This is a genomic window from Gimesia algae, from assembly GCF_007746795.1.
GTDB classification, from domain to species: Bacteria; Planctomycetota; Planctomycetia; order Planctomycetales; family Planctomycetaceae; genus Gimesia; species Gimesia algae.
Genome location: NZ_CP036343.1, coordinates 122,601 through 145,611 on the forward strand (window position 1 = coordinate 122,601; position 23,011 = coordinate 145,611).

At 51.4% G+C, this 23,011-nt stretch carries 16 protein-coding genes; 6 read left to right on the forward strand and 10 right to left on the reverse strand.

Annotated features, from left to right (window positions below; translation table 11 throughout):
* Window positions 1-60: 60 nt before the first annotated feature.
* Window positions 61-1,992: a DNA gyrase/topoisomerase IV subunit B gene (locus Pan161_RS00465; protein ID WP_145223654.1), complete on the reverse strand. Its 1,932-nt coding sequence runs from the start codon at window positions 1,990-1,992 to the stop codon at window positions 61-63.
* A gap of 93 nt (window positions 1,993-2,085) precedes the next feature.
* Entirely contained in the window at window positions 2,086-4,494 is a 2,409-nt protein-coding gene (locus Pan161_RS00470) for a DNA gyrase/topoisomerase IV subunit A (RefSeq protein WP_145223655.1), read from the reverse strand.
* Window positions 4,495-5,052: 558 nt separating this feature from the next.
* Between Pan161_RS00470 and Pan161_RS00475 the strand changes: the two genes are divergently transcribed.
* From Pan161_RS00475 to Pan161_RS00490, 4 genes are all read left to right on the forward strand, one after another.
* Window positions 5,053-5,826: a hypothetical protein gene (locus Pan161_RS00475; RefSeq protein ID WP_145223656.1), complete on the forward strand. Its 774-nt coding sequence runs from the start codon at window positions 5,053-5,055 to the stop codon at window positions 5,824-5,826.
* Window positions 5,827-5,913: 87 nt separating this feature from the next.
* Window positions 5,914-6,471 carry a hypothetical protein gene (locus tag Pan161_RS00480; RefSeq protein WP_145223657.1) on the forward strand — a complete coding sequence of 186 codons (558 nt, stop codon included), beginning with the start codon at window positions 5,914-5,916 and terminating at the stop codon, window positions 6,469-6,471.
* 42 nt (window positions 6,472-6,513) lie between these two features.
* Entirely contained in the window at window positions 6,514-7,203 is a 690-nt protein-coding gene (locus tag Pan161_RS00485; RefSeq protein WP_145223658.1) for a hypothetical protein, read from the forward strand.
* Between the two features lie 749 nt (window positions 7,204-7,952).
* Window positions 7,953-10,985, forward strand: coding sequence for a hypothetical protein (locus Pan161_RS00490; RefSeq protein ID WP_145223659.1), 3,033 nt, complete (start codon window positions 7,953-7,955; stop codon window positions 10,983-10,985).
* 67 nt (window positions 10,986-11,052) lie between these two features.
* Here Pan161_RS00490 and Pan161_RS00495 read toward each other — a convergent pair whose 3' ends face one another.
* The gene (locus tag Pan161_RS00495) at window positions 11,053-12,351 is read right to left on the reverse strand and encodes a glycosyltransferase family 87 protein (protein ID WP_145223660.1); all 1,299 of its coding nucleotides are present in this window, start codon (window positions 12,349-12,351) and stop codon (window positions 11,053-11,055) included.
* A gap of 289 nt (window positions 12,352-12,640) precedes the next feature.
* Between Pan161_RS00495 and Pan161_RS00500 the strand changes: the two genes are divergently transcribed.
* A complete protein-coding gene (locus tag Pan161_RS00500) occupies window positions 12,641-13,051 on the forward strand; it encodes a hypothetical protein (protein ID WP_145223661.1) in 411 nt (136 codons plus the stop codon).
* Window positions 13,052-13,057: 6 nt separating this feature from the next.
* Here Pan161_RS00500 and Pan161_RS00505 read toward each other — a convergent pair whose 3' ends face one another.
* Window positions 13,058-13,450, reverse strand: coding sequence for a hypothetical protein (locus Pan161_RS00505; protein WP_145223662.1), 393 nt, complete (start codon window positions 13,448-13,450; stop codon window positions 13,058-13,060).
* A gap of 477 nt (window positions 13,451-13,927) precedes the next feature.
* Here Pan161_RS00505 and Pan161_RS00510 point away from each other — a divergent pair, with 477 nt between their 5' ends.
* On the forward strand, window positions 13,928-16,024 hold the full coding sequence (locus Pan161_RS00510; protein ID WP_145223663.1) for a hypothetical protein: 2,097 nt from the start codon (window positions 13,928-13,930) through the stop codon (window positions 16,022-16,024).
* A 93-nt stretch (window positions 16,025-16,117) separates the two neighbouring features.
* Here the strand turns inward: Pan161_RS00510 and Pan161_RS00515 are convergent, their stop codons facing one another.
* The 6 genes from Pan161_RS00515 to Pan161_RS00540 form a co-directional block, all read right to left on the reverse strand.
* The gene (locus tag Pan161_RS00515) at window positions 16,118-18,517 is read right to left on the reverse strand and encodes a DUF4159 domain-containing protein (protein ID WP_145223664.1); all 2,400 of its coding nucleotides are present in this window, start codon (window positions 18,515-18,517) and stop codon (window positions 16,118-16,120) included.
* A gap of 288 nt (window positions 18,518-18,805) precedes the next feature.
* Entirely contained in the window at window positions 18,806-19,606 is an 801-nt protein-coding gene (locus Pan161_RS00520; RefSeq protein WP_145223665.1) for a DUF4198 domain-containing protein, read from the reverse strand.
* A gap of 65 nt (window positions 19,607-19,671) precedes the next feature.
* Window positions 19,672-20,670 carry a DUF1559 domain-containing protein gene (locus Pan161_RS00525; protein ID WP_145223666.1) on the reverse strand — a complete coding sequence of 333 codons (999 nt, stop codon included), beginning with the start codon at window positions 20,668-20,670 and terminating at the stop codon, window positions 19,672-19,674.
* A 79-nt stretch (window positions 20,671-20,749) separates the two neighbouring features.
* Window positions 20,750-21,247: a hypothetical protein gene (locus Pan161_RS00530; protein WP_145223667.1), complete on the reverse strand. Its 498-nt coding sequence runs from the start codon at window positions 21,245-21,247 to the stop codon at window positions 20,750-20,752.
* A gap of 167 nt (window positions 21,248-21,414) precedes the next feature.
* A complete protein-coding gene (locus Pan161_RS00535; protein WP_145223668.1) occupies window positions 21,415-21,825 on the reverse strand; it encodes a carboxypeptidase regulatory-like domain-containing protein in 411 nt (136 codons plus the stop codon).
* 177 nt (window positions 21,826-22,002) lie between these two features.
* Entirely contained in the window at window positions 22,003-22,938 is a 936-nt protein-coding gene (locus Pan161_RS00540) for a DUF1559 domain-containing protein (RefSeq protein ID WP_232103573.1), read from the reverse strand.
* Between the last annotated feature and the right edge of the window lie 73 nt (window positions 22,939-23,011).

A 23,011-nucleotide genomic window follows, 5' to 3' on the forward strand; every position in this document is an offset into this window, starting at 1 on the left:
AAAAGAGGCGAATCGAATAGATTCGCCTCTTTTTTTACATAGACTGGGCTGTGGACGATATCAATAATCGATGTCGTCTGCTTCAATCGCTTCCTGCATGATCAGGTCGTAACGCAGGCTGGCATCTTTGCCGAACAGTTGTGCGAATGTGGCGTCCGCATCCAGTTGGCTGTCGATATCCACTTTCAGCAAGACGCGGTGTTTGGGGTCCAGCGTAGTCTCTTTGAGTTCGCTGGCCGTCATTTCACCCAGGCCTTTAAAGCGACCAATCTCGAACTTGCGGTTGGCCCCCAGCGATTCGACGATCTCTTCCTTCTGGACATCATCCTGAGCATAATGCTTCTCGCTGCCCACTTTGATGCAGTACAGAGGCGGCTGTGCCAGAAACAGCTTGCCCTGACGAATCAGTTCCCGCATATGCCGGAAGAAAAATGTCAGCAGCAGCGTGCTGATATGGTAACCATCGCTGTCGGCATCCATCAGCAGGATGATGCGGTTGTAGCGCAGATTCATAATCTCAAAGTTCGGGCCAATCCCGGTTCCCAGTGTTTCCACCAGATCCTTGATTTCCTGGTTCCCCATGATTTTGGAGATGGCCAGCGATTCGGTATTCAACACTTTACCTCGCAGTGGCAGCACAGCCTGAATGCGACTGTCGCGCCCCATCGCCGCGGTCCCACCCGCTGACAGACCTTCGACCAGAAACAGTTCTGATTCTTCCGGTTTATTGGAGCGGCAGTCCAGCAATTTGCCGGGCAGCGTCGATTTGCGGTTCGTGACCGATTTCCGCCGTACTTCTTTCTGGGCATCGCGACTGGCCATCCGCGCCCGTGCTGCCAGCACGATGCGACCTACGACGGCATCCGCAATGCTCGGGTTCTGATTCAACCAGGTTTCCAGCAACGGACGGACGATCCCTTCGACAAAGCCAGCGACTTCAGGGTTATTCAGCTTTTCTTTCGTCTGACCCTGAAACATCGGATCATTATGGAACACCGAAATCAGACAGAGCACGCCTTCGCGAATGTCATCGGTGGTAATCGCCAATCCTTTGTGCTTGATATTGTGCACGTCCATATAATTCTTGACCGCTTTGGCAATCCCCGAGCGCAGTCCGCTTTCGTGCGTTCCACCGGCATGAGTGCGGATCCCGTTCACATAACTGCGGATCTGCTCATCCGTGGCATCGGTCCATCTTAAGACGACTTCCACGCGGATGTTCTTATCTTCTTTCTCCGCGAAGAACAGCTGTTCGTGCACCGGTTTTTTCTGTTGTTCCTGGGTCAGTTTTTCCAGGTAGCCACGAATTCCTTCCGGATGCGAGAGTTCATGCGTCTCTTTTTTGACTTCATCGCGGAAGGTGATTTTCAAGCCGCCATGAATAAAGGCGACGTCTTCCAGGTGCTGGCGGATCGTGTCGGCGTTGAAATGCACGCGGCGGAAAATATCATCATCCGGTCGAAAATAAATTTCGGTTCCATGACCGCGGAATGGTTTCACTTTTTTAACGGGTGTCGTCGGTTTTCCTTTTTTATACCGTTGCATGTATTGGTGGCCATCGCGTACGACTGTCGCAATCATCTCGGAAGACAAAGCATTCACCACGGACGAGCCGACGCCGTGCAAACCACCGCTGCGGGCGTAGTTTTTATCGGAAAACTTACCGCCGGCATGCAGCGTGGTCAGAATCAGTTCCAGAGCAGACTTTTTGGTTTTGGAATGCTTGTCGACGGGAATTCCACGACCATTGTCTTTCACACTGCAGGATGCACCATCTTTATGCAGGGTGACAATGATGGTATCGGCTTCTTTGGCCAGATATTCGTCGACCGAGTTGTCAACAATTTCCCAGAGCAGATGATGCAGCCCTCGGATATCAACGCCACCGATATACATTGAAGGACGACGCCGGACCGCCTCCAGCCCTTCCAGGACTTCAATGTCATCAGCCGAATATTTTTTTGCGCCAGTTGTTTTTGCTGCAGTTGCCATAATACTTTTACTGATATTTCTCTATTGAAAATACGAACGAAAACGAGATTATAGGTGTTGTTCCAGAGATCCGTAAGTCGAGATACGATCAGTTTATGCTTCGTCGTCTCCCAGTTCGTCCCAGTCAACTACTTCGATGGGGGGATAGAGGATTTCTGCAAACCCGCTCCGCTGGCTGGTTTTCACACCTTTACCACCGCGTGAAGTCACACCATATTTCATTTGCCCAAAGGTCATTTTTTTGCCTGCCGTATTGACCACTCGCAGACAGTCGCTTGGACGGTTCAGCTGCAGAGCACCCATGACCTGGTCCCCTTTTTCCAGTCTGATGCCCTTAACCCCTTTGCCTGCATTGGAGAGCAGGGCGGCTTCTTCGATTTCACAATGCAGGACGCGGGCGTCTTTGGTGGCGATGAACATGGTTTCTGCTTCTTCTACCAGACCCGCATACACCACACGGTCATCCTTCCCCAGGCGACAGTATTTGCGGCCTGCTTTGGTCGAAGCCGTCCGGAACAGACTGAAAGAAATCCGCATGATCTGACCCTTTTCGGTGACGATCAATACGTGAGGTGTGGGAATGGGTTGCTTTTTGGTCGCTTTGTCCTCCGGCGTGAAGCGACTGTCTGTCGTTAAAGCCGCCACCAGAAATGCGCCATCGCTCATCCTGGCATGCTTCGACAGTGGCTCACCATAGCCGGAAGAAACAGGCACCTGTTCGATTGGCAGCGTGTAAGCCACACCATCGCTCGAGAAGAATACGACATGGTCCAGCGTGCTTCCCGGAGCGACTGCCAGTACACTGTCCCCTTCGCGGGTTCGGGTTTTGGCCAACTCCTGTGTGCCTTCTTTTGTCTTCAGGCGTCCCACGCGTTTAATCCAGCCTTCCCGCGAGACGACCACGTTCGTATTTTCGCGAACAATATAGGCCTGCGGATCGAATTCGGTAATCTCTTCCGAGGAGCCCAGTTTGGTCTGGCGTTTTTCCGGAAATTCGTCCGCCAGTTCCTTCAACTCATTTTCCACAACTTTCCAGAGTCGTTTATCCGATGCCAGAATCTTACGAATCTTTTCCGCTTCGGCTTCCTTCTCGGCCAGTTCTTCGCGAATCGTATTGATTTCCAGCTTCGAAATACGATAAAGCTGCAATTCAAGGATGGCCATCGTCTGGATCTCATCCAGAGGAAAATTGTCCATCAGCTTTTTGGCCGCATCCTGTTTTCCACTACTGGCACGGATCAGCTTGAGGGCTTTATCCAGATCATTAAAGATGATCTCAAAACCCTTCAGGATATGAATCCGCCGTTCGAGTAGCAGCAGCTGATATTCAAACCGCTTTCGGACCGAGACAAACCGGAAATCCAGAAAGTACTGCAGCATCTCCTTTAAATCACAACGGCGGGGCACGAGCACTTCCGATTCATCGGGTACCAGGCAGGTCATGTTGACCGAGAAGTTCTGCTCCAGATTCGTGTGTTTATACAAAAAGGCCATCACGGTTTCCGGGTCCGCGTCGGGCTTGATTTCCAGCACGACTTTCAAACCATTTTTATCATCGGTTTCATCAGCCACATCTACCAGTTGAGGGAGTTTTCTGGATTCAACAATTCCGCCGATCTCCGACAGCAGTGAACCCGTTTCCACACCATAGGGAACGGAATACACCACCAGCCGCTGCACGCCTTTCGTACTTGTGCCGGGTTCAGGTTTCCATTCACCACGCACTTTGACAGGGCCACGGCCTTCTTTATAGACCGCCGTGAGAGACTTTTTGTCTGTCACAATGCGGCCTCCCATCGGAAAGTCGGGACCTTTGATATGCTTCATTAACTGGGGAATGGTCGCATCGTCATGCTGGATCAGATGCACGCAGGCTTTGATGACTTCACCCAGATTATGAGGTGGAATACTGGTTGCCATCCCCACTGCGATCCCGTGAACTCCGTTGACCAGCAGGTTGGGAAACCGTGCCGGCAGTACGACCGGTTCGTCGCGTGTTCCATCATAATTGGGACGCATTTCCACGGTCTGATAACGCAGTTCGTTCATCAGATGTTCGGCGATTCCCGTTAACCGTGCTTCTGTATACCGGGCAGCCGCAGCGGGCAGGCCCATGATCGAACCGAAATTTCCCTGCCCATTGATCAACGGGCTTCTCAGGTTGAAATCCTGCGCCAGTCTGACCAGCGCATCATAGACTGAGGCATCGCCGTGCGGGTGATAATTGCCCGTCGTGTCCCCGCAGATCTTCGCACACTTACGTGGCTTCGCATTGGCCATCAGTCTTAAGTCGTGATACATCACATACAAAATACGACGTTGTACCGGCTTCAATCCGTCCCGCACATCGGGCAGCGCACGCGAGGTAATCACGGACATAGCATAGTTCAGATAACGACGACGCGTCACATCGCTGATCGGGACATATTCAATGCGGTCTGATTCGGTGCTCGGTTTTCCGTTACCTGCTGTGCCGTTATTGGCTGATTTTCGCTTAGCCAAGGGTCTCTCCAATTAATCTACTAAATGCCCTGAAAAAAACAGTCTGTCTTGGACTGTTTCCTGTCTTCTGAAGGCGGGGGCCATATTCAGAATTCGGGTCAATTCGCGTGGTAGCTTAAGAAAAATATGTCAAATTTATTGTTTATGAAAACATTGAGGATTGTATCTGTTAAAACGATTATTGAACAGATGAGGCCACTCGTAACCCGTTAAATAGACAATAATTCGGGAAAATAGGACGAATCGTCATTGTGCTTACAAAATGACTCATTCCGACGATTCCTGCCAGCCGAAATTTGGACTAGTGGCTTTCTTTTTGAGAGGGTCGCTATCTGGCGATTGAAACATACAAAAAGTACCGGATCTCTGAAAAGTGAAATTCCCAGAATTTCTACCTTTGCTTCGGTCTTTGTAGAGTGGCTTTGCCTCGTTGATGAACCACGACTGGTTCTGACAGAAGACAATTGATCATTATAATTGACTGACGGGGGTTGGACGAGCCTCTGACCTAGTCTCATTGGTGGAAACCCCACAATAAAAATCCAGGGAGGGATTGTTATGGCTCAGGCGAGTCTGAAGGTAACCCTGCTAACCGGACTGTTACCGGCCTTTTTACTGATGGCGCCGGCATTACAGGCTGCTGAACCGGGTGCGGTCAATAATGCGGTTGTCCGGCAGGAATCCGTTTCTAAGTCATCAAAGTATAATCCAATCAGCTGGTTCAAACGTAAGTTTACCAGTGCTGCTGACAAGCAGGACCGGATACAGCAGATCGGTCATACTCAGGAAACGGCTCAAGTGAGAGGCAGGCAGGTTCCTGTTCCCAGAAGGCCCACACTGGGACGTCGCAGTAGCGCTGCTCCTTACTACATCCACCAGGTTAGTAATCAGCCGAATATCATTACATCGACGCCCGCTCCCTTTGAAAACGCTCAGCAGGCACGCCCTATCAGCTATGCTCACGGGCACTTCAAAGATCACAAACAATACAAGGCGGCTCAGCCACTACCCGTGATGGACGGCATGAATGTTCTGCCTGGATATCCTCAGCTGCAGGCACCGCTGTACCCCAGTCCCAAACCGGGAATTCCCGACTATGTAGGACGGACGATTATCACCAACCAGGCACTGGCTCCTCAAGAAATGTTGTATGCCCATGAATACAACGCCATGTATGGTCCTTACTACTACAACGTCAAAGGGGGCTGGATCTGGACACCTTTCGGAATGCGATCTCACGAACGCTGGAAGCTCGAAGGGACACGGGTCAATGTGAAGTATAAAACAGACTTCGGATTCATCCCACGATTCATTCCGCCCCTGGTCAGATAATTAAAATCCAGAGAAACACTGTCTCAAACCCGAACACGTTTATCACACTGAGTCAGGTACTCAGAGAAACGATCAGGAAATATCAAAATGCAGAACTTCACTTATAAATTAGCAGGCCTCGTGGCAGTTGCCGGGATCATGACAGTCCTGTCTGCTTCACAACTGCAGGCTGGCGAACCGGGTAGTCTGAAACTGATTCAGAAACAAGCTTCTCCGATTCAGCAGACAGGATACATCCACGATAAATGTAACTGTAAACAGAATCATGTTTACTCATACTCGGATGGCGCTTCCTATGCCGGAGGAAATTGCCCCCACTGTCGTGCCGGTGGTGCAGGTGGCGGACACAGAACCTCAGCCGGAATCGGAAAACGGGGCTCGTTGCGAGACTTTTTCCGCTGCAAGTTTGGCTACTTCATCCCCACCGGATGTGGTGGAAAAGGTTGTGCTCCCATCGGACACTACAACATGACTTATGCCGTCGATCCTTATCAGTTCGATGCACGCGATGGTCGTCTGTATGGTGCTCAGGGTTATGGTGTTCCCATTGCAGTTCCCCTGGCTCCCAATGTGCGGCATACCTACAACTATGGTTGGGGCGTACCTTCAAGCCGTTTGACTCCGGTCTCTCGCATCGTTCAATAATCTAAAACACTAAAATCCTCAATCGGGTCCAGGAAGATTGATATGAGAATCTTAAACGTGCATATGCTGGCCATTCTCGCAGTGACCGGCGTCATGGCTCACACTGCTCTGATCGCCAGCGCAGATGAGAAAACGGTTGCCAGTGACGGTCAGATCCAGCAGGTCGGTCATCACGTGCGGGGCGGCGGCTACGAATACAACTGCCCTCCCGGATATTCCAACCGCTTTGACGGCGATGGCGTCTATCGCAATTATACATCACGTGAAGGAAGAGCTTTCTTACGAAAGTGTCACACTTCACCCGGACATGGCTGGTGCCCTCCTTCCGCACAGAGGATCCAAAGAACTCCCGTGCAGTACCAGCGGTACTACTCCAGTCAGTATATGGGACAGGCCGGACCTGCGGGACCTGCAAACTACCCGCAGGTTTATATGCCCACCGATACCACTCAACTGGGCTTTTACTACCAGGCGGTACCAACCTGGCAACCACGGGCAGGCATGCTGCCTCCTGCACCCGATCCAAGCATGTATCACACGCGTGACTGCAGTGCCTGCCGTGGACATGGCTGCAAACACTGCCGGGGCGGTCAGCAGTTCAGTGGACCTGTTTACTATTCTACCGGAAGTCCTGTCACGCCGGAGCCGGCAGTCGCACCACAGCCAGAAGAAGCAACACCCGCCGTGCCACCCGCTCCTTCCAAGCTGAACCAGGCTTCCTACGAAAAATAATTCGACTACTCCTCGATAAGATCGTTTCGCAATAACGATTGGTAATCTGACAGGGCCACCTCTGATCAAAGGGTGGCTCTGTTTTTTTATACCCGCTGCAAACGCACCCACCCGTCATTTGCTCTGTACTTTTCACTGATGATCCGCGACCGGTTCGGATTGTTCATCTTGACAAGCCAGCGCCCCTCGCGAAACTCCGTGTTATGCGTCGCGCGCGTGGGGAGAAATTAAGAGGGAACACTTCTCCTCCCCCTGTGAACAAGAGCACTACAAAAGGCTCTGGTTTCAAAGCGTTTTTCCAAAATGGGCCTCTTTGCCGTGTGTTAAGTCGACCTGTTTTGCACCGCATTGCACCCATAACCGCGCCTGTTTGCGCTCTGAATGAGACAACGGCAGGACAGTCTCGCGCTACACTGGAAAACACCCGTGGCGGGTTCCCTCTGAGCAAAACGAGCAGGAAGCCGATAAAATCAGTCATCAAAACCATCATATTGATAGATCACCTCCTCCAGAAAACCATGCCGGTTTTCCCCATGCCAGCACGAATTTTCATTTCAAAACAGAAAAAGTTTGAACCCCTGTATTCTATCCGATATGATCAACAGTGCCGGAGATGAACAGCAGGAAGTGTTTTCAATCACATCCCGATACTGCTCATTCCTCTCTGCAAACAGTTCTCCCAGGACAAGGCACACCTGGAGTCCGTCATCTGAGAAACACTCTTCATTTTTCTCGAAAGCACAGATTCCATGAACCAGCAACAATTCAAATCAAATCATCCGTCTGTCCATGGCAGGAAATGTGCTCGCAGATATTTTGATTACTTCTGTTTCAGCCTGTTGGCACTGAGTGCATTCGCTGTTACAAAAAATGTGCGTGCCGAAGATCCAGAGAAAAAAGAACAGATCACTCTCCAGGGCACGGTCGTCGATGAACAGGACCAACCGGCGCAAGGAGTGAAGGTGTTTGTCGAATGGCAGCATCCGAAACAGGATCGGGCCGAAACCAAAACCGATCAGGAGGGACGATTCACATTACGTGTACCAGCTCAAAGTGTACGGCATCAGGCGATCCTGGCTGTGGGAGATTCACCACAGCAAATGGCGCAGTACACACTCCCCTGGGTCATCAAGGATGAAGATCTGCCTCTGGATAAATTACGATTGCAGTTACAGCCTGCGCAGCGCGTGGAATTGCACGCGGTTGACGGTGCTGGCAAACCAATTGCTAATGCAAAAACCGGCATCATGGGCGATTACCGTGTCTGGGGAACCGACACCACCGATAAAAAAGGCCAGGTCGTCTATCACGTGCCTCACGATGTGAAAGTTCAATACGTGTTTGCAATCAGCGACGGGCATGGTGCAGACTATAAAGCCTTTACACTCTCACGCGAGCAGGTCGGTGACCAACTGGTTAAGCCTCCTGTTGTACCCGAGAGTCCCATTCGCCTGACTCTTGACGGAACGCAGCCGCTGAAGGTCAAAGTCGAAGAGGCCGATGGCACACCGCTGACCGGGTTCCATGTCGTACCCTGGTATCTCAAAAAAGAAGGTGAGCCCCGCGATCTGAATCTTTCTTACTTCTATAGCCTGGTTCAATCCCAAACGGACAAATCGGGAACAGCCAGTTTTGACTGGATTCCGCACTGGCAAAAAACAGCCCTCACCATCTGGCCTCACAATCAGGAATACGAGCATCAGCGTAGCACGTATGATCCGCAAAAGGGCCAGGGCACGCTGACAATGAAACTCGAAAAACTCGTTCCTGTGTCCGGCAAAGTCACCCTGCCCGATGGTTCACCCGCTAAAGGGATCCCGGTTGCCGCGGACGGGGCTGGCTATCAGTTCGATTCCTTTCATAAAACAGTTCAGACAGACGACCAGGGACGCTATTCGTTCAACGCGGAACCCAATCAGGTTTACCTGGTGATTGCCGGAAATGAGAAATGGAGCGCTGCGCCCCACACCGGCTTTGCCGTCTGGCCTGGCAAGCCGATTCAGAATCTGGATTTCAAACTTCAGCCTGCCACACGCATTCACGGTCGTATGACCGTCGGCTCACAAAATGAGCCTGTCGCCGACCAACGGATCATGGCTTTTATCAGAGGCCAGGATGCACATAATCAGAAGGATTTCAAACTGCCGAATCCGACCCACAGCAATCGCTGGGTGCAGCCGCAAATGGTATTTCGAGCTCAGACAGACAAGCAGGGTCACTATGAACTCTTCCTGGGACCCGGCACCTATTCGATTCGGGGCCCCTCCCAGACTCAGCCGCAAAAGTTTGAAATCACCAATGAAACGGAAAAGGAAATCAATTTCCACGCCAGTCGACCAGAAACAGGGGAGTTAACAGGCTCCGTGGTCGCGGGAGATCCACCAAAGCCTGTTCCCGCAGCGAAGATCTCAGGTATCTATCGCAAATCGCTTTCCGTCGGCGATTTAGCAGCCACAGCCGGAAAGCATGGTCAGTTTAAAGTCGAACGCCAGCGCCATCCCGTGGTGCTTTACGCCGAAAGCAAAGACAAAAAAATGGCGGGCGTCGTGGAGATTGGCCCCGATGCCAAAACCGTCACCATTCCTGTTCAACCCTTCGGCTCTGCCCGGGGACAGTTGATTGATGAAGTCACCGAGTCCCCTGTCGAAAATCGGGAACTCAGGTATGGCGTAAAAGTGCATATTGGCGATGACAACGCCCCCTGGCGCACCAGCTTTGGCGGGACCGCGTTTACCGATAAAACGGGTCACTTTGAAATGAAGAATCTGGTCGTGGGTCTGGAGTACGGCCTCTCTCTCGTTAATCGGCCTGAAGAAGGCAAACCCGGCCGTCTCTCCTGGCGCAATGTCAAAAAATTCACGCCGGAAAACAGCCAGCCGGTCGACCTGGGGCAAGTAGAAGCCCCGCGCCCTTCTAAGCCTTATGTCCCGCCCACCATTGATGAACGCATCGCAGCCGCGTTTGCCGTGAAAGGGACTCCCCTGGAACGGTTCGCCAAAGCACAGCAGATCGCCCGTCTGACGGTCCAGTATCCAACGATCCTCTTCGGCGATCCGAAATCTGATGCCGTGCGGGAACTGATGACATTCCGCTTTCAGGACAGCGATGTGCGCAAAGAATTGCCCTCTTTCCTGATCATGGCTATCGACAGTACGGAAGACAATCGCGCGGCTGCGCAGGCATTGGCGAAACAGTTGGGACTGGACTGGAATCCGAAAGAGGGCGCACTAGATCTGTTCGTTTTGGACACCACCGGAAAACAGCGCGCTCATGCTGATCTCGCGGCGCTCTCTAAGAGCGGCTCTGTTAATAAACAGTCATTGACCAAGTTCCTTAAGGCCAATCAGATTCCCCCCAAAGACGCCCGCGAACTGCTGGACGCCGCCCTCAAGCAGGCGAAGGAACAGCACAAACGAGTGATCGTGCAGGAAACGGCAACCTGGTGTGGCCCCTGTCGTTTGCTCTCTCAGTTTCTTGATCGGGAACGCGAACAATGGCAGCGCGATTATATCTGGATCAAAATGGATCATCGCTGGACTGGTGCCGACGAGATCATGAAAACGATGCGCGGCGGAGCACAAGGCGGCATTCCCTGGTGGGCCATTTTAGATCAGGATGGCAAAGTGATGGCCACTTCCAACAATGACGAAGGCGACAACATCGGCTTCCCCAGTACCCGCAGCGATCTCGCCCATGTCCGCAACATGCTGGAAAAAACCGCCATCCGCCTCAATCCGATGGAAATCAACACTCTGGTGGAAGCGTTGAAACAGAAGGAGTAAGACACCAGATACGCTTGATACCCGATCCGGGTGGCCTGGGAGATGCTACAGTCACTCCGGGAACAGGTTAAGTTTCAGGTGTCGACTGATTCTCTTTCAAAGCTTCCCTCCGTGTTACATTTTCGTGACGCTTCAGTAGAAAAAAGATGATGCCGAGAAAGAGAAACGTCGCGATGTGATACGTGCTCATCACCTCACTGTAAAACTTGCCGATAAACGTGCGGTTTAAAATCAGGATCAGAAACACAAACAGCCCGATCCCGAGTTTCAAAGGCTGTGTAAAGTTCTGACGACTGGTGGCACAACGGATCAGCAGGTACACACCCGGAAAAATTCCGACACAATGCTGTCCCCAGGTGACGGGAGAATACAGCAGAATCATAATCGAGATGATGGCGCACTCCCATAGAATGCGTTCGTCGTCACGGTCTTCGTAATGCCTGCGAAATTTCCACCCTATAAAGATCAGGAAACAGAGCAGCATAACTTTAATGACTCGACCTGTGGTTTGTGGCGAAAGATCCAGGAAATCAATATACAGGGGAGAATCCAGACGGGCTTCGTGCCCCTCGGGAAAATGCATCAGATAACGGGACAGTGAGGGTTTGAACGACATGTTGGCCAGTGGAATCTCTCCCCCCATCCAGCGGGAAGGATCGGATTCTTCCATGCTTTTCGCGACGGTATTCCCCCAGTACTCAAATGATTTACGAAACTCTGTATAACCCAGTTTGAACATGGGGGAGAGTGTGAAAAAAGCAGCCGCCAGAAAGGTGTAGCTGGCCATCTTCCATTCCCGTTTGAGAATGAAATAGACCCAGAACAGGCTAGGCGTGCACTTGAGCGCCATGGCAAAGCCCAGTGGGAGACTGCCCCACAATTCTTTTTTCCTGCTCCAGAAGTAAACACCCAGCCACGAGAGCGCGACTAAGGCCAGGTTCACCCCACATTCCAGCATGTCCCTGATCAGGTAGCGGCTACACAGAAAAATTGCCGCGGTGACGACCCAGAACAGGTGGTTCCGCATTAGAGGAAAATGAGTTTCGCTCAAGCGATTTAACACCCAGATCAACAGAAACAAAGAGATAAAAAAAATCGGGTAGATCAGCAGATAAGCCGTCTGCATCGAGAAGCTGGCCAGCGGCGCATGCACGAATCCCCAGAAGGGAGGGTAGGGATAATTGTGATTATTGAGATAGACAAACTGCTCTGTCGCAATCAGTTCACCCGAGCGCCAGTGTAAATGAAAATCACCCGGATTTTTTTTCGCAATCTGGACAAACTGAATGATCGCAATGACGACTCCCAGCGTAATCACCACGCTTTGCCAGAAGCGATTCTTATCAGCCAGCAGCGATTTCAGCACGACGACTCCATTCCGTCACGATCAAACGGTCCATGAAAAGGGAACAGCCAAATCTCCCCGGGCCGCCAATTGTAGCAGAATCCCTTCAAAATACAGTATCTATTTAACATGACGTCATAACTGAATCTCGAATTTTCGATCGTTTTCCGTAATTGATCTGAGCGAGCTTTTCAAATTTTTTCAGATTTCTGAAATATTGGTATAAATTTACCGTGATATATTCTGCATCGCGACGCCTCTCAGTCAGGTAAGCCGTTTTTCTCACTCCTGAAGATAGAAAGTCAGCGCCATGCACGAGACATCTACGACCGTTACGGAAGCCGCTAAAACCACATCGGACCGGAAAACGCTGATTCTGCCTCTGCTCATTATTGGTATTGGTGCAGGCTGGCTGTTGACGACACTCGGCATCGTGCCCGGTATCAACTGGATCTGGACGCTGGGTCTGGCAGTCATTGGGATTCTGTCATTTGCCGTCTCTGGCATTGATAAATCAACGGTCTTGATTGGTCCCTTTTTCATCATCGCCAGTTGTCTGTCTGTCCTGCGTCAGACGGGGCGTATTACGCTGGATATCGAAGTGCCGATTCTGGTGATCGTGATTGGCATCCTGTTACTGGTCGCCCGCAGCAAAGCGATTCCGCTGCCCGACTGGATGGTTCTGGAAGAAAAGCAGCAACCTGCGGAACAAAAACGCTGATCACCTTCAGAGTAGATCGGCGAAGCGCAAAGCATGCAGGAACGTCATGGCGGCAGCAAAGTTGGCCGCATAAACGAAAAAACAGAGCCACGACTCTCCCACGGGGTATTGATGTGTGCCAAACAGCAGCAGAAACGCCACGCCAAAACAGACCGAGATCACCGGCGCCAGGGACAGAAACTGCACCCAGTAATACATGGCCTGATGAGTCTGCAGAACAGGAATGAGGGTTCGAAAACCGACGTGCACCAGGCTAAATAACAGGACGGTAAACAGACACTGCGCGTAAATCACGAGGCGTAACTGCGTCGCCGGACGTGAGAAAAAAGCCTTTGCCGTCCTGAGAACAACCGGCAGGTCGATCTCAAAAAAACGCCTGCGTGTCAGGTTAGTTTGCATAGAATTATCCAGATGAAGTGAAGCCCGCTCTATAATATTCTAACACGGTTATCCGGATGTTCCAATCCTGGTTTTCAAACACGACTGATGTAGTTGCGGATCTCATTCTTTCTGGCTGAATGATCTCAACTTCGCCAGCCATATCGCCTTCACGGTGTCTCTCTGAACGCTATCAGCTTGGTGATTATCAAAATATTATTCTGAAATCTGAAATGCAATTTCTCTTAAAACTTTCACTGATGCTATAATAACAGTATCTACCATTCAAGTTGGTGCTAAGTTCAAGGAGGGACGATGTCTCATATATTCACACGATTATTTGGCTCAATAGTCCTTCCAATCCTCTATTTCACCAGCCCCGTTCTGGGAGAAGTAATTCACAGAGATAACAGTTTTGTTATTGATGGAATCAGGATTCCAATCAGCAGCGAAATCGAAATTGTCGGTCCATTAATTTCTTCAGGCAGCAGACTCAGAATGAGTTCCGGTCTGGCGGCGGTCCATGGTTTATGGATTGAAGGCAGGGTGAATGAGGATAAAATTTTCTTTCATCTTTGCTCAGATATTCTAACGGGAAAACCTGCATTTAAAGAATTCAAGGCACTCGAGCGAGGAGAATATTATAGAGTGCAGGGCCGGATCATTGATGGTCGGATTTGCGAGTCTGAAAAGGCCATTACACTGGTGGTTAATAAAATAGAGCTTGTTCCCGATCGGGCGATTCAGTTTTCAGATCTGGTCGATCGAATTTCAACATTCTCTGGGACTGCTGCTCCACAAGGCATGCTCCTGACAGATCAGCAGCAGCGTGCCTTTGTCGAAGGGATCTCTAAATGGCCAGAGTCGGTTGCCGGTAAACCGATTGTTGTGCGTGGGACTTTCCGCCAGCGATCTGATGGTTTTCGAATTGAGCAGGCGACCTGGCATCCATTGGAACTGAAAGCAATGCTGGGACAGAGAGTCTCTCTCGAAGGTGTGCTGTGGGGTGACAAAAATATCAGATTTATGGAATACGAGAAGCAGTTTCTGTATCTGGCATATCCAGCAACGAGAGAGACCATGTTTCTGCAGAAATATGAGGGAAAGCGTGTGCCTGTACGCGTCACCGGGACGCTGGTGCGCGAAGAACGTCCTGTGCTCAAATGGAGCGGACCAGACCTCGAAGTTCCTTTTCAAAGCTGTTATGTCATTCGGGATGCGAGTCTGGAATATCTGCTTCCTGTTGATTTTCATTACGATCGGTACAAGCCAATTTATTCCAGTCTGCCTCGTGTTAGTGAAGGCGTACCGGAACTCATCGCAGAATATCCTCCTCCTGCTAATCAGCAATTCAACCCTGCCCCTGCGAGGATGTATGCGAGGCGTAATGAGGGCACGATCAAGTCAATCATTGCAGAGGCAACTCCTGATGTCTGTAACATACTGGCAAAACGGATGCAGGATTCCAGGCAAAATTCAGCAATATGTAAAATCTATGCCGCAATGCTGGCTCATCTGAATGACCAACGTGGAAGATCATATCTGATTGATAGTTTACAGAATTCTGGCCAGGACCAGTTTCCTGACACTCTGTTTTGTCTGGGAGAATTTCCGTTTATGGGAACTGAAAAGACCGGGAAACAGACAGATGTGAACTGGGTAGAAGACACACTGATTCAGTTGATGAAAAGTGAGGCGCATGTCGATGTTTCAAGATTCTATGGAGCTCCTGCCGGAAAGTATCATGTCACAAAAGCAGATGCTGCAATGTTATATTCTCGTATTTATTTACTTTTGATTCAGATCAATTCTCGAGCGACTCACAAGATCTTGATGGATTATGTACTGACTCAGTCTCCTGCTTTTAAACACTCTTTTTGTGGTAACATCCTCGTCAGTGAGTGGCTTGATTCGAATGCAACATTTTCGGTAGATGATCTTTTACTGCTGGAGACCATACCTGACATGTCGCTGGATAAGACAGCCGAACGGCGCAAGCTTTACGCCAAATATTTACAGGAAAAGCATTATCAGGTAGTGGAAAGAATTCTCCAGCAGAAAGATCCCTATCAGTTTTACTCCGTACTGCGAAATAATCTGACTCCTGAAGTGGTTGAAGAGTTACGAAATCAGATCAAAAGTCTACAGGGGGACGCCAAAGATATGGTGGAGCAGCTCCTGATATTGAGTGATCCTGATCCAGTTCCTTTGCTCATCAAGAAACTGGAAACCTCAGCCTGGAAGAAAAATCATATCGCGTTGTACGAGCTGAAACAATCAGGGGACCGTCGTGCTGTGAAACCAGTGATTCAATTGCTGCGAACAGCACCGCGCGAATTCTTTGATTTGGGACCGGGATATATTTGTGATCTGCCATTACAACGTGCCTTAGAAGTCATCGAAATTGCTGATCGCCCACAACAGGTCCACGAATACATCGAATTGTTATCTGTTGATCTTGCCCGATCAGATTCATGCCTTTCACGTGAGTACTATCAAAGAGAGATCGCCCTGCGTTTAATTTTGCTGACGGGTGAATCCTATGGTGTAGACCAGACTGCCTGGCGCGCCTGGGAGCAGTCTCCCGGTAATTGAAAGAGACTCTGTTTTCAGGCGGATTCGATTTCATGTTACGGATCCAATTAATGCTCACGATCCGAAGACAATTTTGAGAATACGGTCTGTCGATTAATGCAGCAGAGAATACCAGACGATATTCAGGCCCAGGCGAATCGCGTCGGCTTGTGTGTAGCCTTCGCAGGCGATTTTGTCGCCATGTTCAATCACACAGCTCAGATCGTGTGGGCTGTAGAGGATTACATAGCGGTCATCGACTTTGATTCCTTCGACCACAGGCTCTGTGAGCTGTACGCGTTCCTTAGTCGAGCGGGTTTGCAGATCAAGCGGTTTTCGAAAATGAACCTGTCGCAGGTCGTAACCGGTTTTCGTGGAAAACAGTTCATGGTCAGCGGGAATCCGTTCCAGCTTTTGAGTCGGGAACAGTTGCTCTGTCAGTCGGCGAAAGCTGGCATCAAAATCGTCAGCACCACAGCAGGCATCCGCGAACAGCACCCCTCCCTGCAGCAGGTGGGTTTTTAATACTCGTTGATCTTCCGGACTGAGCACGAACCCAGAGCGACCATGCAGATACAGCAGCGGATGTTTGAACAGCCGGGGATCGGAAAGCAGGACATTGCTGGGGTTCGTCGCGAATTGACCGCCGGAAACTTTGTTCATGGCACGTAGCAGTTTTCGTAAGGCATGCGGGGCGGCATCCCATTCTGCCGAAGCACGAATTTTAGCGATATTTAACAGCCGATGCTCAACCTGCTCTGCAGTCGATGCTGTCTCTGCTGAGTTTTCTGGTCCCAGTTCCTTAATCAGCACGCGTCCCGTCGCGAGCGCTACGACATTTACACCCACGTGCAGTGCACGGGTAATGCGGGCATCCAGTTCTGACGAACGGTCAGGCAGGGTCAGCGTCGTCCATTGATCCCACAGGCAGCTCAGATCGTCGGGCGAAAACAGAATCGAGGTGCGACAACCGGTCTCAGCTCCCCACAGTTCTACCAGCGGATCACCGGTTTTCAAGTCCAGTAGCCGAAACTCGCTGCGGTAGACCGGATGAGTTCGCTCCAGTTTACGGAGTTTGACTTCGCCTGCGGGATACAGTTTTGAAATCAATTGTTGCATGGCCACATCAGGCGAGGCACTCTGGCAGCCTCCCAACGCAAACAGGCAGCCGCCATCCTGCAGATACGTTTTCAGGAGCGCAGTCTGATCGGGTGTAAAACGTCGGACGTCAGCCACATCCAGAATCAGCACTGGGCATAGATTGAGATCAGCGGCATCCGCGCGATTCATATCGACTGCTTGCCAGCTGAGTTGTCGCGGCCAGTCTTTCAGTCGGCTGGTATAGCGCGACAGGTTCCAGACATCCTGCGGCGTATAGTCGACCGAATGATTTGCCGCATCAGGACCACCATTCCACTGCAGCTTGCCGGCCAACACAGGTGTCAGTCCCCGAGACAGAAAATGCAAAGCATAGTCGGTGGCGAGAACCGGACAGTCTTCCAGCAATGCCGGTGCGCCGACCCAGGCACCCGTAATGGGATTCTGATGCGCGATCAGATACTGCGCGCCTTCGCGATACCAGTCGAATCGTTTGCCGGACTGACTGGTGAAGTAACGCCGTCCTGTCAATCGCCCGACGCGCTCCAGACAATACAGATAATAAAGGTAACCGATCGATCCATCGGAATTGGCATCGGTGCTCGGGTTGTGTGTGACCGTGAAGTGATTTCCCAGCCAGCGACATCCTGCAGCGACCGCTTCGTCTTCGAACGCATTACCACAACAACGGGGTGAACCATCTGCGTTCACGTCGATTCGTTGGCTGCGGAGCAGGTTTTCGGTTGTGACCAGGTAAGCGATTCCCGCCGCCGTGATACCACCCCGGCTGAAGCCCGTTCCCTGCGATCCCCAGCCTCCATCCCGGTTCTGTCGGCCCAGCCAGTGAGTCCGCGCCCGCTGCCAGGTCTCTGTTTGAACGGGCACTCCCTGTTGGGCGACTTCGTAAAGTCCTAACGCTGCAAAATGAGCATAATTGGGGACGTCGTCTGCGCCAAAACTCCAGGCACCGTCATTGGTCCCGCTGGACTTTCCTGCTTCCAGCTTCTGCGTCAATCGTTTCATCAACGGAATGTCTCGCTCCCCATCGCGGGCGGCTGCCAGCGTTTCGAGCATCAATGAAATTTCGTGGGTCTTGTCCGGATCCTGTTTACGGAGCCACAGTAGCCCGTTTTGTATTTCTGCATCATTCGCCGTCATGCCTGCATGGAGCAGGGTGTGCAGCGTGAAGCTGGTCAGCACGACCGTCTGTTCGGGATGACCGGCCAGCTGCCAGGTTCCATCGGGCTGCTGTTGTTTCAAAAGAAAGTGCTTTGCTTTTTCGATCGAGGACAGTACATCCGCACGCGTGATGTGCTCCGCCTGCAGCGTCGGTGAGAATACGATGATTCCCGCCGCCACCGTCCAGCAGAACAATACGCTGCGAAAAAATCGGGCTGTCGGACTTCGATTCTGCATGCTCACACCGTTTCAAAATGCTGCCTCGGTTGATGCGTCCCGTTCCAGCAATTCACGCTCTGGTCAGTCTGCTCCGTTGATCGAGAAGTACCGCATCCTAATTTTGCCGTCAAACTACGTCAATGTGCGTTTAAATCATGTGAATCCAGTGAAACGCCCTCGTAGTAAGTGATGAGTCTGGTTGGCTTTATTGTTTAAGAAATGATCAGTTCGAATAAAAAACGCGGCGGGAATCTCAGTGTACTCCGCCGCGTGTATTGAATCCGCTTCAATTGGAAAGTACTCCCCTCAGTCTCCGCAGCAGGGGCAGATTTCCGGCACAAAGACCGTCAGCGTGGCGGCATACGCCGTCTCCTGGTAATCGGCCGACGATTCGTCTTCCGCCAGATGATGGGCGACCACCAGATACTGATTGCCTGTCTTAGGTGTGAACGAAACGAAGCCTGCGGCATCAGTCTTGCGCTCGTATCGTTCATCAAAGCCTTCTTTCAGTGTTTCACCCTGTGGAACAAACGAGACAACCGTGTTCGCCAGTGGTTTGCCTTTGAAATCCAAGCGGACTTTCAGCGGCTTACCCGGACCCATGGGAGTCACAGGATTCAGCACGGGCACCAGTTCCAGCGGATGTCCCAGCGCGCGGTCAAAGCCGGGATTTTCTAAAGGCGTCTGATCCAGACGGGCGCTGACGACGAAGCAGGTTTTTGCACTTTTAATCGCCCGGACTGGTTTACCATGATTGACCACCCGGTCCAGTGAATGCGACACCGTGTAGAGCCCCGGCTTCACAGGTACAAACTTGCCTCGCCAGAAACCTTCCTTGGGGGCATAGCCGGTATCCGTCAGTTCGCTGATCAGATCGTAGGTTTTTCCTGCAGGATCGATGACATTCAGACTGCAGCCTTCCAGGTCAATCTTGCTGGCGATTTTAAAATCACGGTGGTGATTTCCATGGTTCCCCAGCTTCAGGTTGATGTAAACCGCGTCCCGCGCCCGGATCAGATTCGTATTCGTTTCCACCCACGTATCATGGGCTGCCGCGGAAGTGACTGTCAGACAGACTGTCAGCAGCGAGTAAAGTAATATTTTCATGATGAATTCCTCAAAGAAAAGTCATCCGGGCCAACCCGTGGTCGACCCGGATGAACTGAGACCGTTTAATATTCGCCAATGATTTCACCGCCGGCACGGGTTGCCAGCGCACGCCAGAGATCGGTATTGATATTCTCACCAACAAAACGACAGCTGCCATCCACCAGTGCCACCTGCACACCGCCGACATGGGCACTGCGGGCGCTGACCAGCGCATAGTTGTGATAGCCGTTCTGGCAGTCGGGGTTTGAAGAGTTCGGACCGTACCAGTGGTTATACATCGTGTCTGCCAGATGGCCGTTCACCCACTTGGCACCCCGTTGACCGGACCAGGCCGGCGCGGAAGCGGCAGTACAGGCGGCAGGTGTGGTCTGTGTTCCCGCCGAGAGCTCCACCACGCGGAAGCGATAATTTCCGGTGGGAGGCGCACTGTTTTGCCCGTCTCCCATTAACTGTTCGCCAAATGCAACCGTATTGCTGGCTCCGTCAGTCACATCGCGGAACCGGATCTGAGACTGTGAAAATACGACGCCGTCCGCATTGCTGATCGACCCATCATCGGTCGTTCCCGAGCCATTCAGACCCGAGCCGGCACAGGCAGGATAGCTGATACCGGAATAGTCCGAGCCGGGGACGGCATCTTTATCGCTGGGGCAGACCATCAGTGACAGCCGCACGCGTGCAGCAGCGTCATTATTCCCAACCTCAGTCGCATCAAAACTCCCCGAGTTGAATGCGTTGAGTGGGGGGACATCGTAGTTAAACTGGTTCTGCAGATTCGCCTGATCCACAAAAGGGAGCAGGTGGGCATGAGCCGACCAGACATACGGATATCCCAGACCGCCGGGCGGGAAAACCCGATGTGTCGATTCATAGTTATGCAGTGCCAGACCCAGCTGTTTAAGGTTATTCTTACACTGACTCCGCCGTGCTGCTTCGCGCGCCTGTTGAACGGCAGGCAGCAGTAGAGCAATCAGAATGGCGATGATGGCGATGACCACCAAAAGTTCGATCAAGGTGAAGCCGCGCACGCGTTTTGCGCAGCACTCTTTGGTTGGTTTCATTTTGAAACTCCGGAAAATAAATGGAAATGTGCGCAGGCTGACCTAAGGTCGGTCTGCAGAATGCATCTGGAATGAAGATTCAGAGGCAGCACATCTCCGGAGGGGGAGTTTCAGGCGCGAGACAATCTTCGGGAAGAACACGGGAAACCTGTGGACAGCAGAATTCCAGGGGAGTGGAACTGAGAATCAAAGTCGGCTGAGCGGGGAGGCGAGGATCATCATTGACCAGCAAACCAGGTACCGGGCCGTGACTACAACCACAGGCCGAAACCAGGGCCGTTTTGGATGCTTGATCTGTTTCTTGTTTTGATTTTCCCGTGCAGCATGATCTGGTCTGCTTTTTCGCACAACAGGAGCGCGGTTGACTTTCGCATTTTGGGGAAGTCTGCGCGAGAGAACAGCAGCAGCCTCCTGAACTTTGCAGTTCGTGACCACACTGACAGCCCGCTTGCGGCGTTCCCACCGGTTCCAGCGGAAATCCCACTGAAGTCGTGAAAAAACAGAATACCGTCACCAGACCGGTCAGAGACTGTCGGCTACAAATCTGTTTCACGGGGGGGAATACGGGTGGGAACATCAATGATGTCACTATAAAAAGGCACTCAGCGGGCGTTCCGGCGGTGCCGAAACCTTCAAAGTTACCTGATTATAAGGATCATCATGACGAAAACGCCACTCAATTCGGCAGAAAATCCAGACCAGACAGCCAAGCTTCCGCCAGGCAATGAGTTCTATTTATTAACATTATTTGGTCAGCTCGAAATCAATCGTGTTGTCGCCTTCGGTGACGTTCGCTTCCAGCGTCGTTTTCTTATTATATTTGTCGGGAACGGTTTCACTCCCCTGATCGCCGAAAGGATCGTTCTCTTCGTCGAGTGTGGAAATTTTGACGGTGTGTTTTCCCAGAACCGCCCCCATTTCATCCCGGATAAAGACCAGTTCGTATTTCCCTTCCTCGTCCGTTTTTGCTGCAGAAGCGCGGCCTGAAGTGGGATAGAACCGCACAAAAGCGTCTGCCAGCGGGGCGTCATCCATTGTGACCGTACCACTGACTGGTGCCAGTTTAGGTTGATCATCGGGAGTACCACCACAGGCGGTTAGCATGCAAGAAAGGACAAGACAGAACAATAAAGTGAAGCAGCGTTTGGTCATCATACTGGTTATTCTCTGGACTATGGAATTTAAAGAAATGATTCGCTGACTCGTTCTGAATTGACGACAGCGGAAAAGTATTCACTGAATTGAAACACACAACAGCCATGAATCAGGCTGCTGTGCAGTTTCAAGTATCGATTATCCCGGTTTGTTGCCAGGAATACGCAGGCAGCGGTATTAGAATTCGCCCAGTACCTTACCGTCGTTTTCATCGTTCAACCATTTGTAAGTGTTGACGTCGATGTTTTCGGAAAGGAATCGGACGGAACCATCGGCGAGGAGTACGTGAACTCCGCCCACATGCATACTGGAAAGCGCGAAGCGGTCTGCGACGGTTCGCGCACCACCATTGATGAAGTCATCAGGGACATTGTAACCAATGAAGTAGACGTCTTCTGCCTGCAGTCCACGTTCCCAACTCCAGGAAGCGGTGCGGGCTCCAATCCACAGTTTGCCGGTGAATTCATCACAGGGAGCGCCGCCACAGCTGCCGGTCGTTCCGGTTTCATCTCCCGTTCGCACTTCGCCAACCAGAATCGTATTGGTAGTTCCATCTGTGATATCACGCATTCGCAGCGCTTTGTTGACACCCAACACGAGGCGTTCGGTGGCGTAGTTGGATTTTCCGAAGCTCCCCTTATCAGTATTAATGCCCCCCATGGGATCGGAAGGACAATTGAAAATGGGGATGATGGTCTTAGATGAAGGAATGAAGGTTGAACCCGTATAGCCAAGCTGCCAGTTCATGGTGAAGTTATTGGTTTCGGTACCGACCTGATTGTAAAGATTGGCTTGATCGATGTAAGGCAGGATCATGGTTCCCCAACCCAGACCGTTTTTGTTGGCTTCCTCGGTGGCAACGCCATAAGCCTGGTCGCCGTCAATCCAGCCGGGAGGGAAGGCACGGGCGGTATCGTGATAATTATGAAAGGCAACGCCGATCTGTTTCAAGCTGTTTTTGCAGGTGCTGCGTCGGGCCGCTTCACGGGCCTGCTGGACTGCCGGTAACAGCAATGCGATCAGAATCGCGATGATGGCAATCACCACCAGAAGTTCGATTAACGTAAATCCTCGGAACAGATTTGTTTCCGTGTTGCGCTTTGTCATTTTCATCTTTTACGCCATCCCAAATAATTTAAAAGTAAATATTCTTAATATACGAATCAATGAACGCTTCTTTATTAAA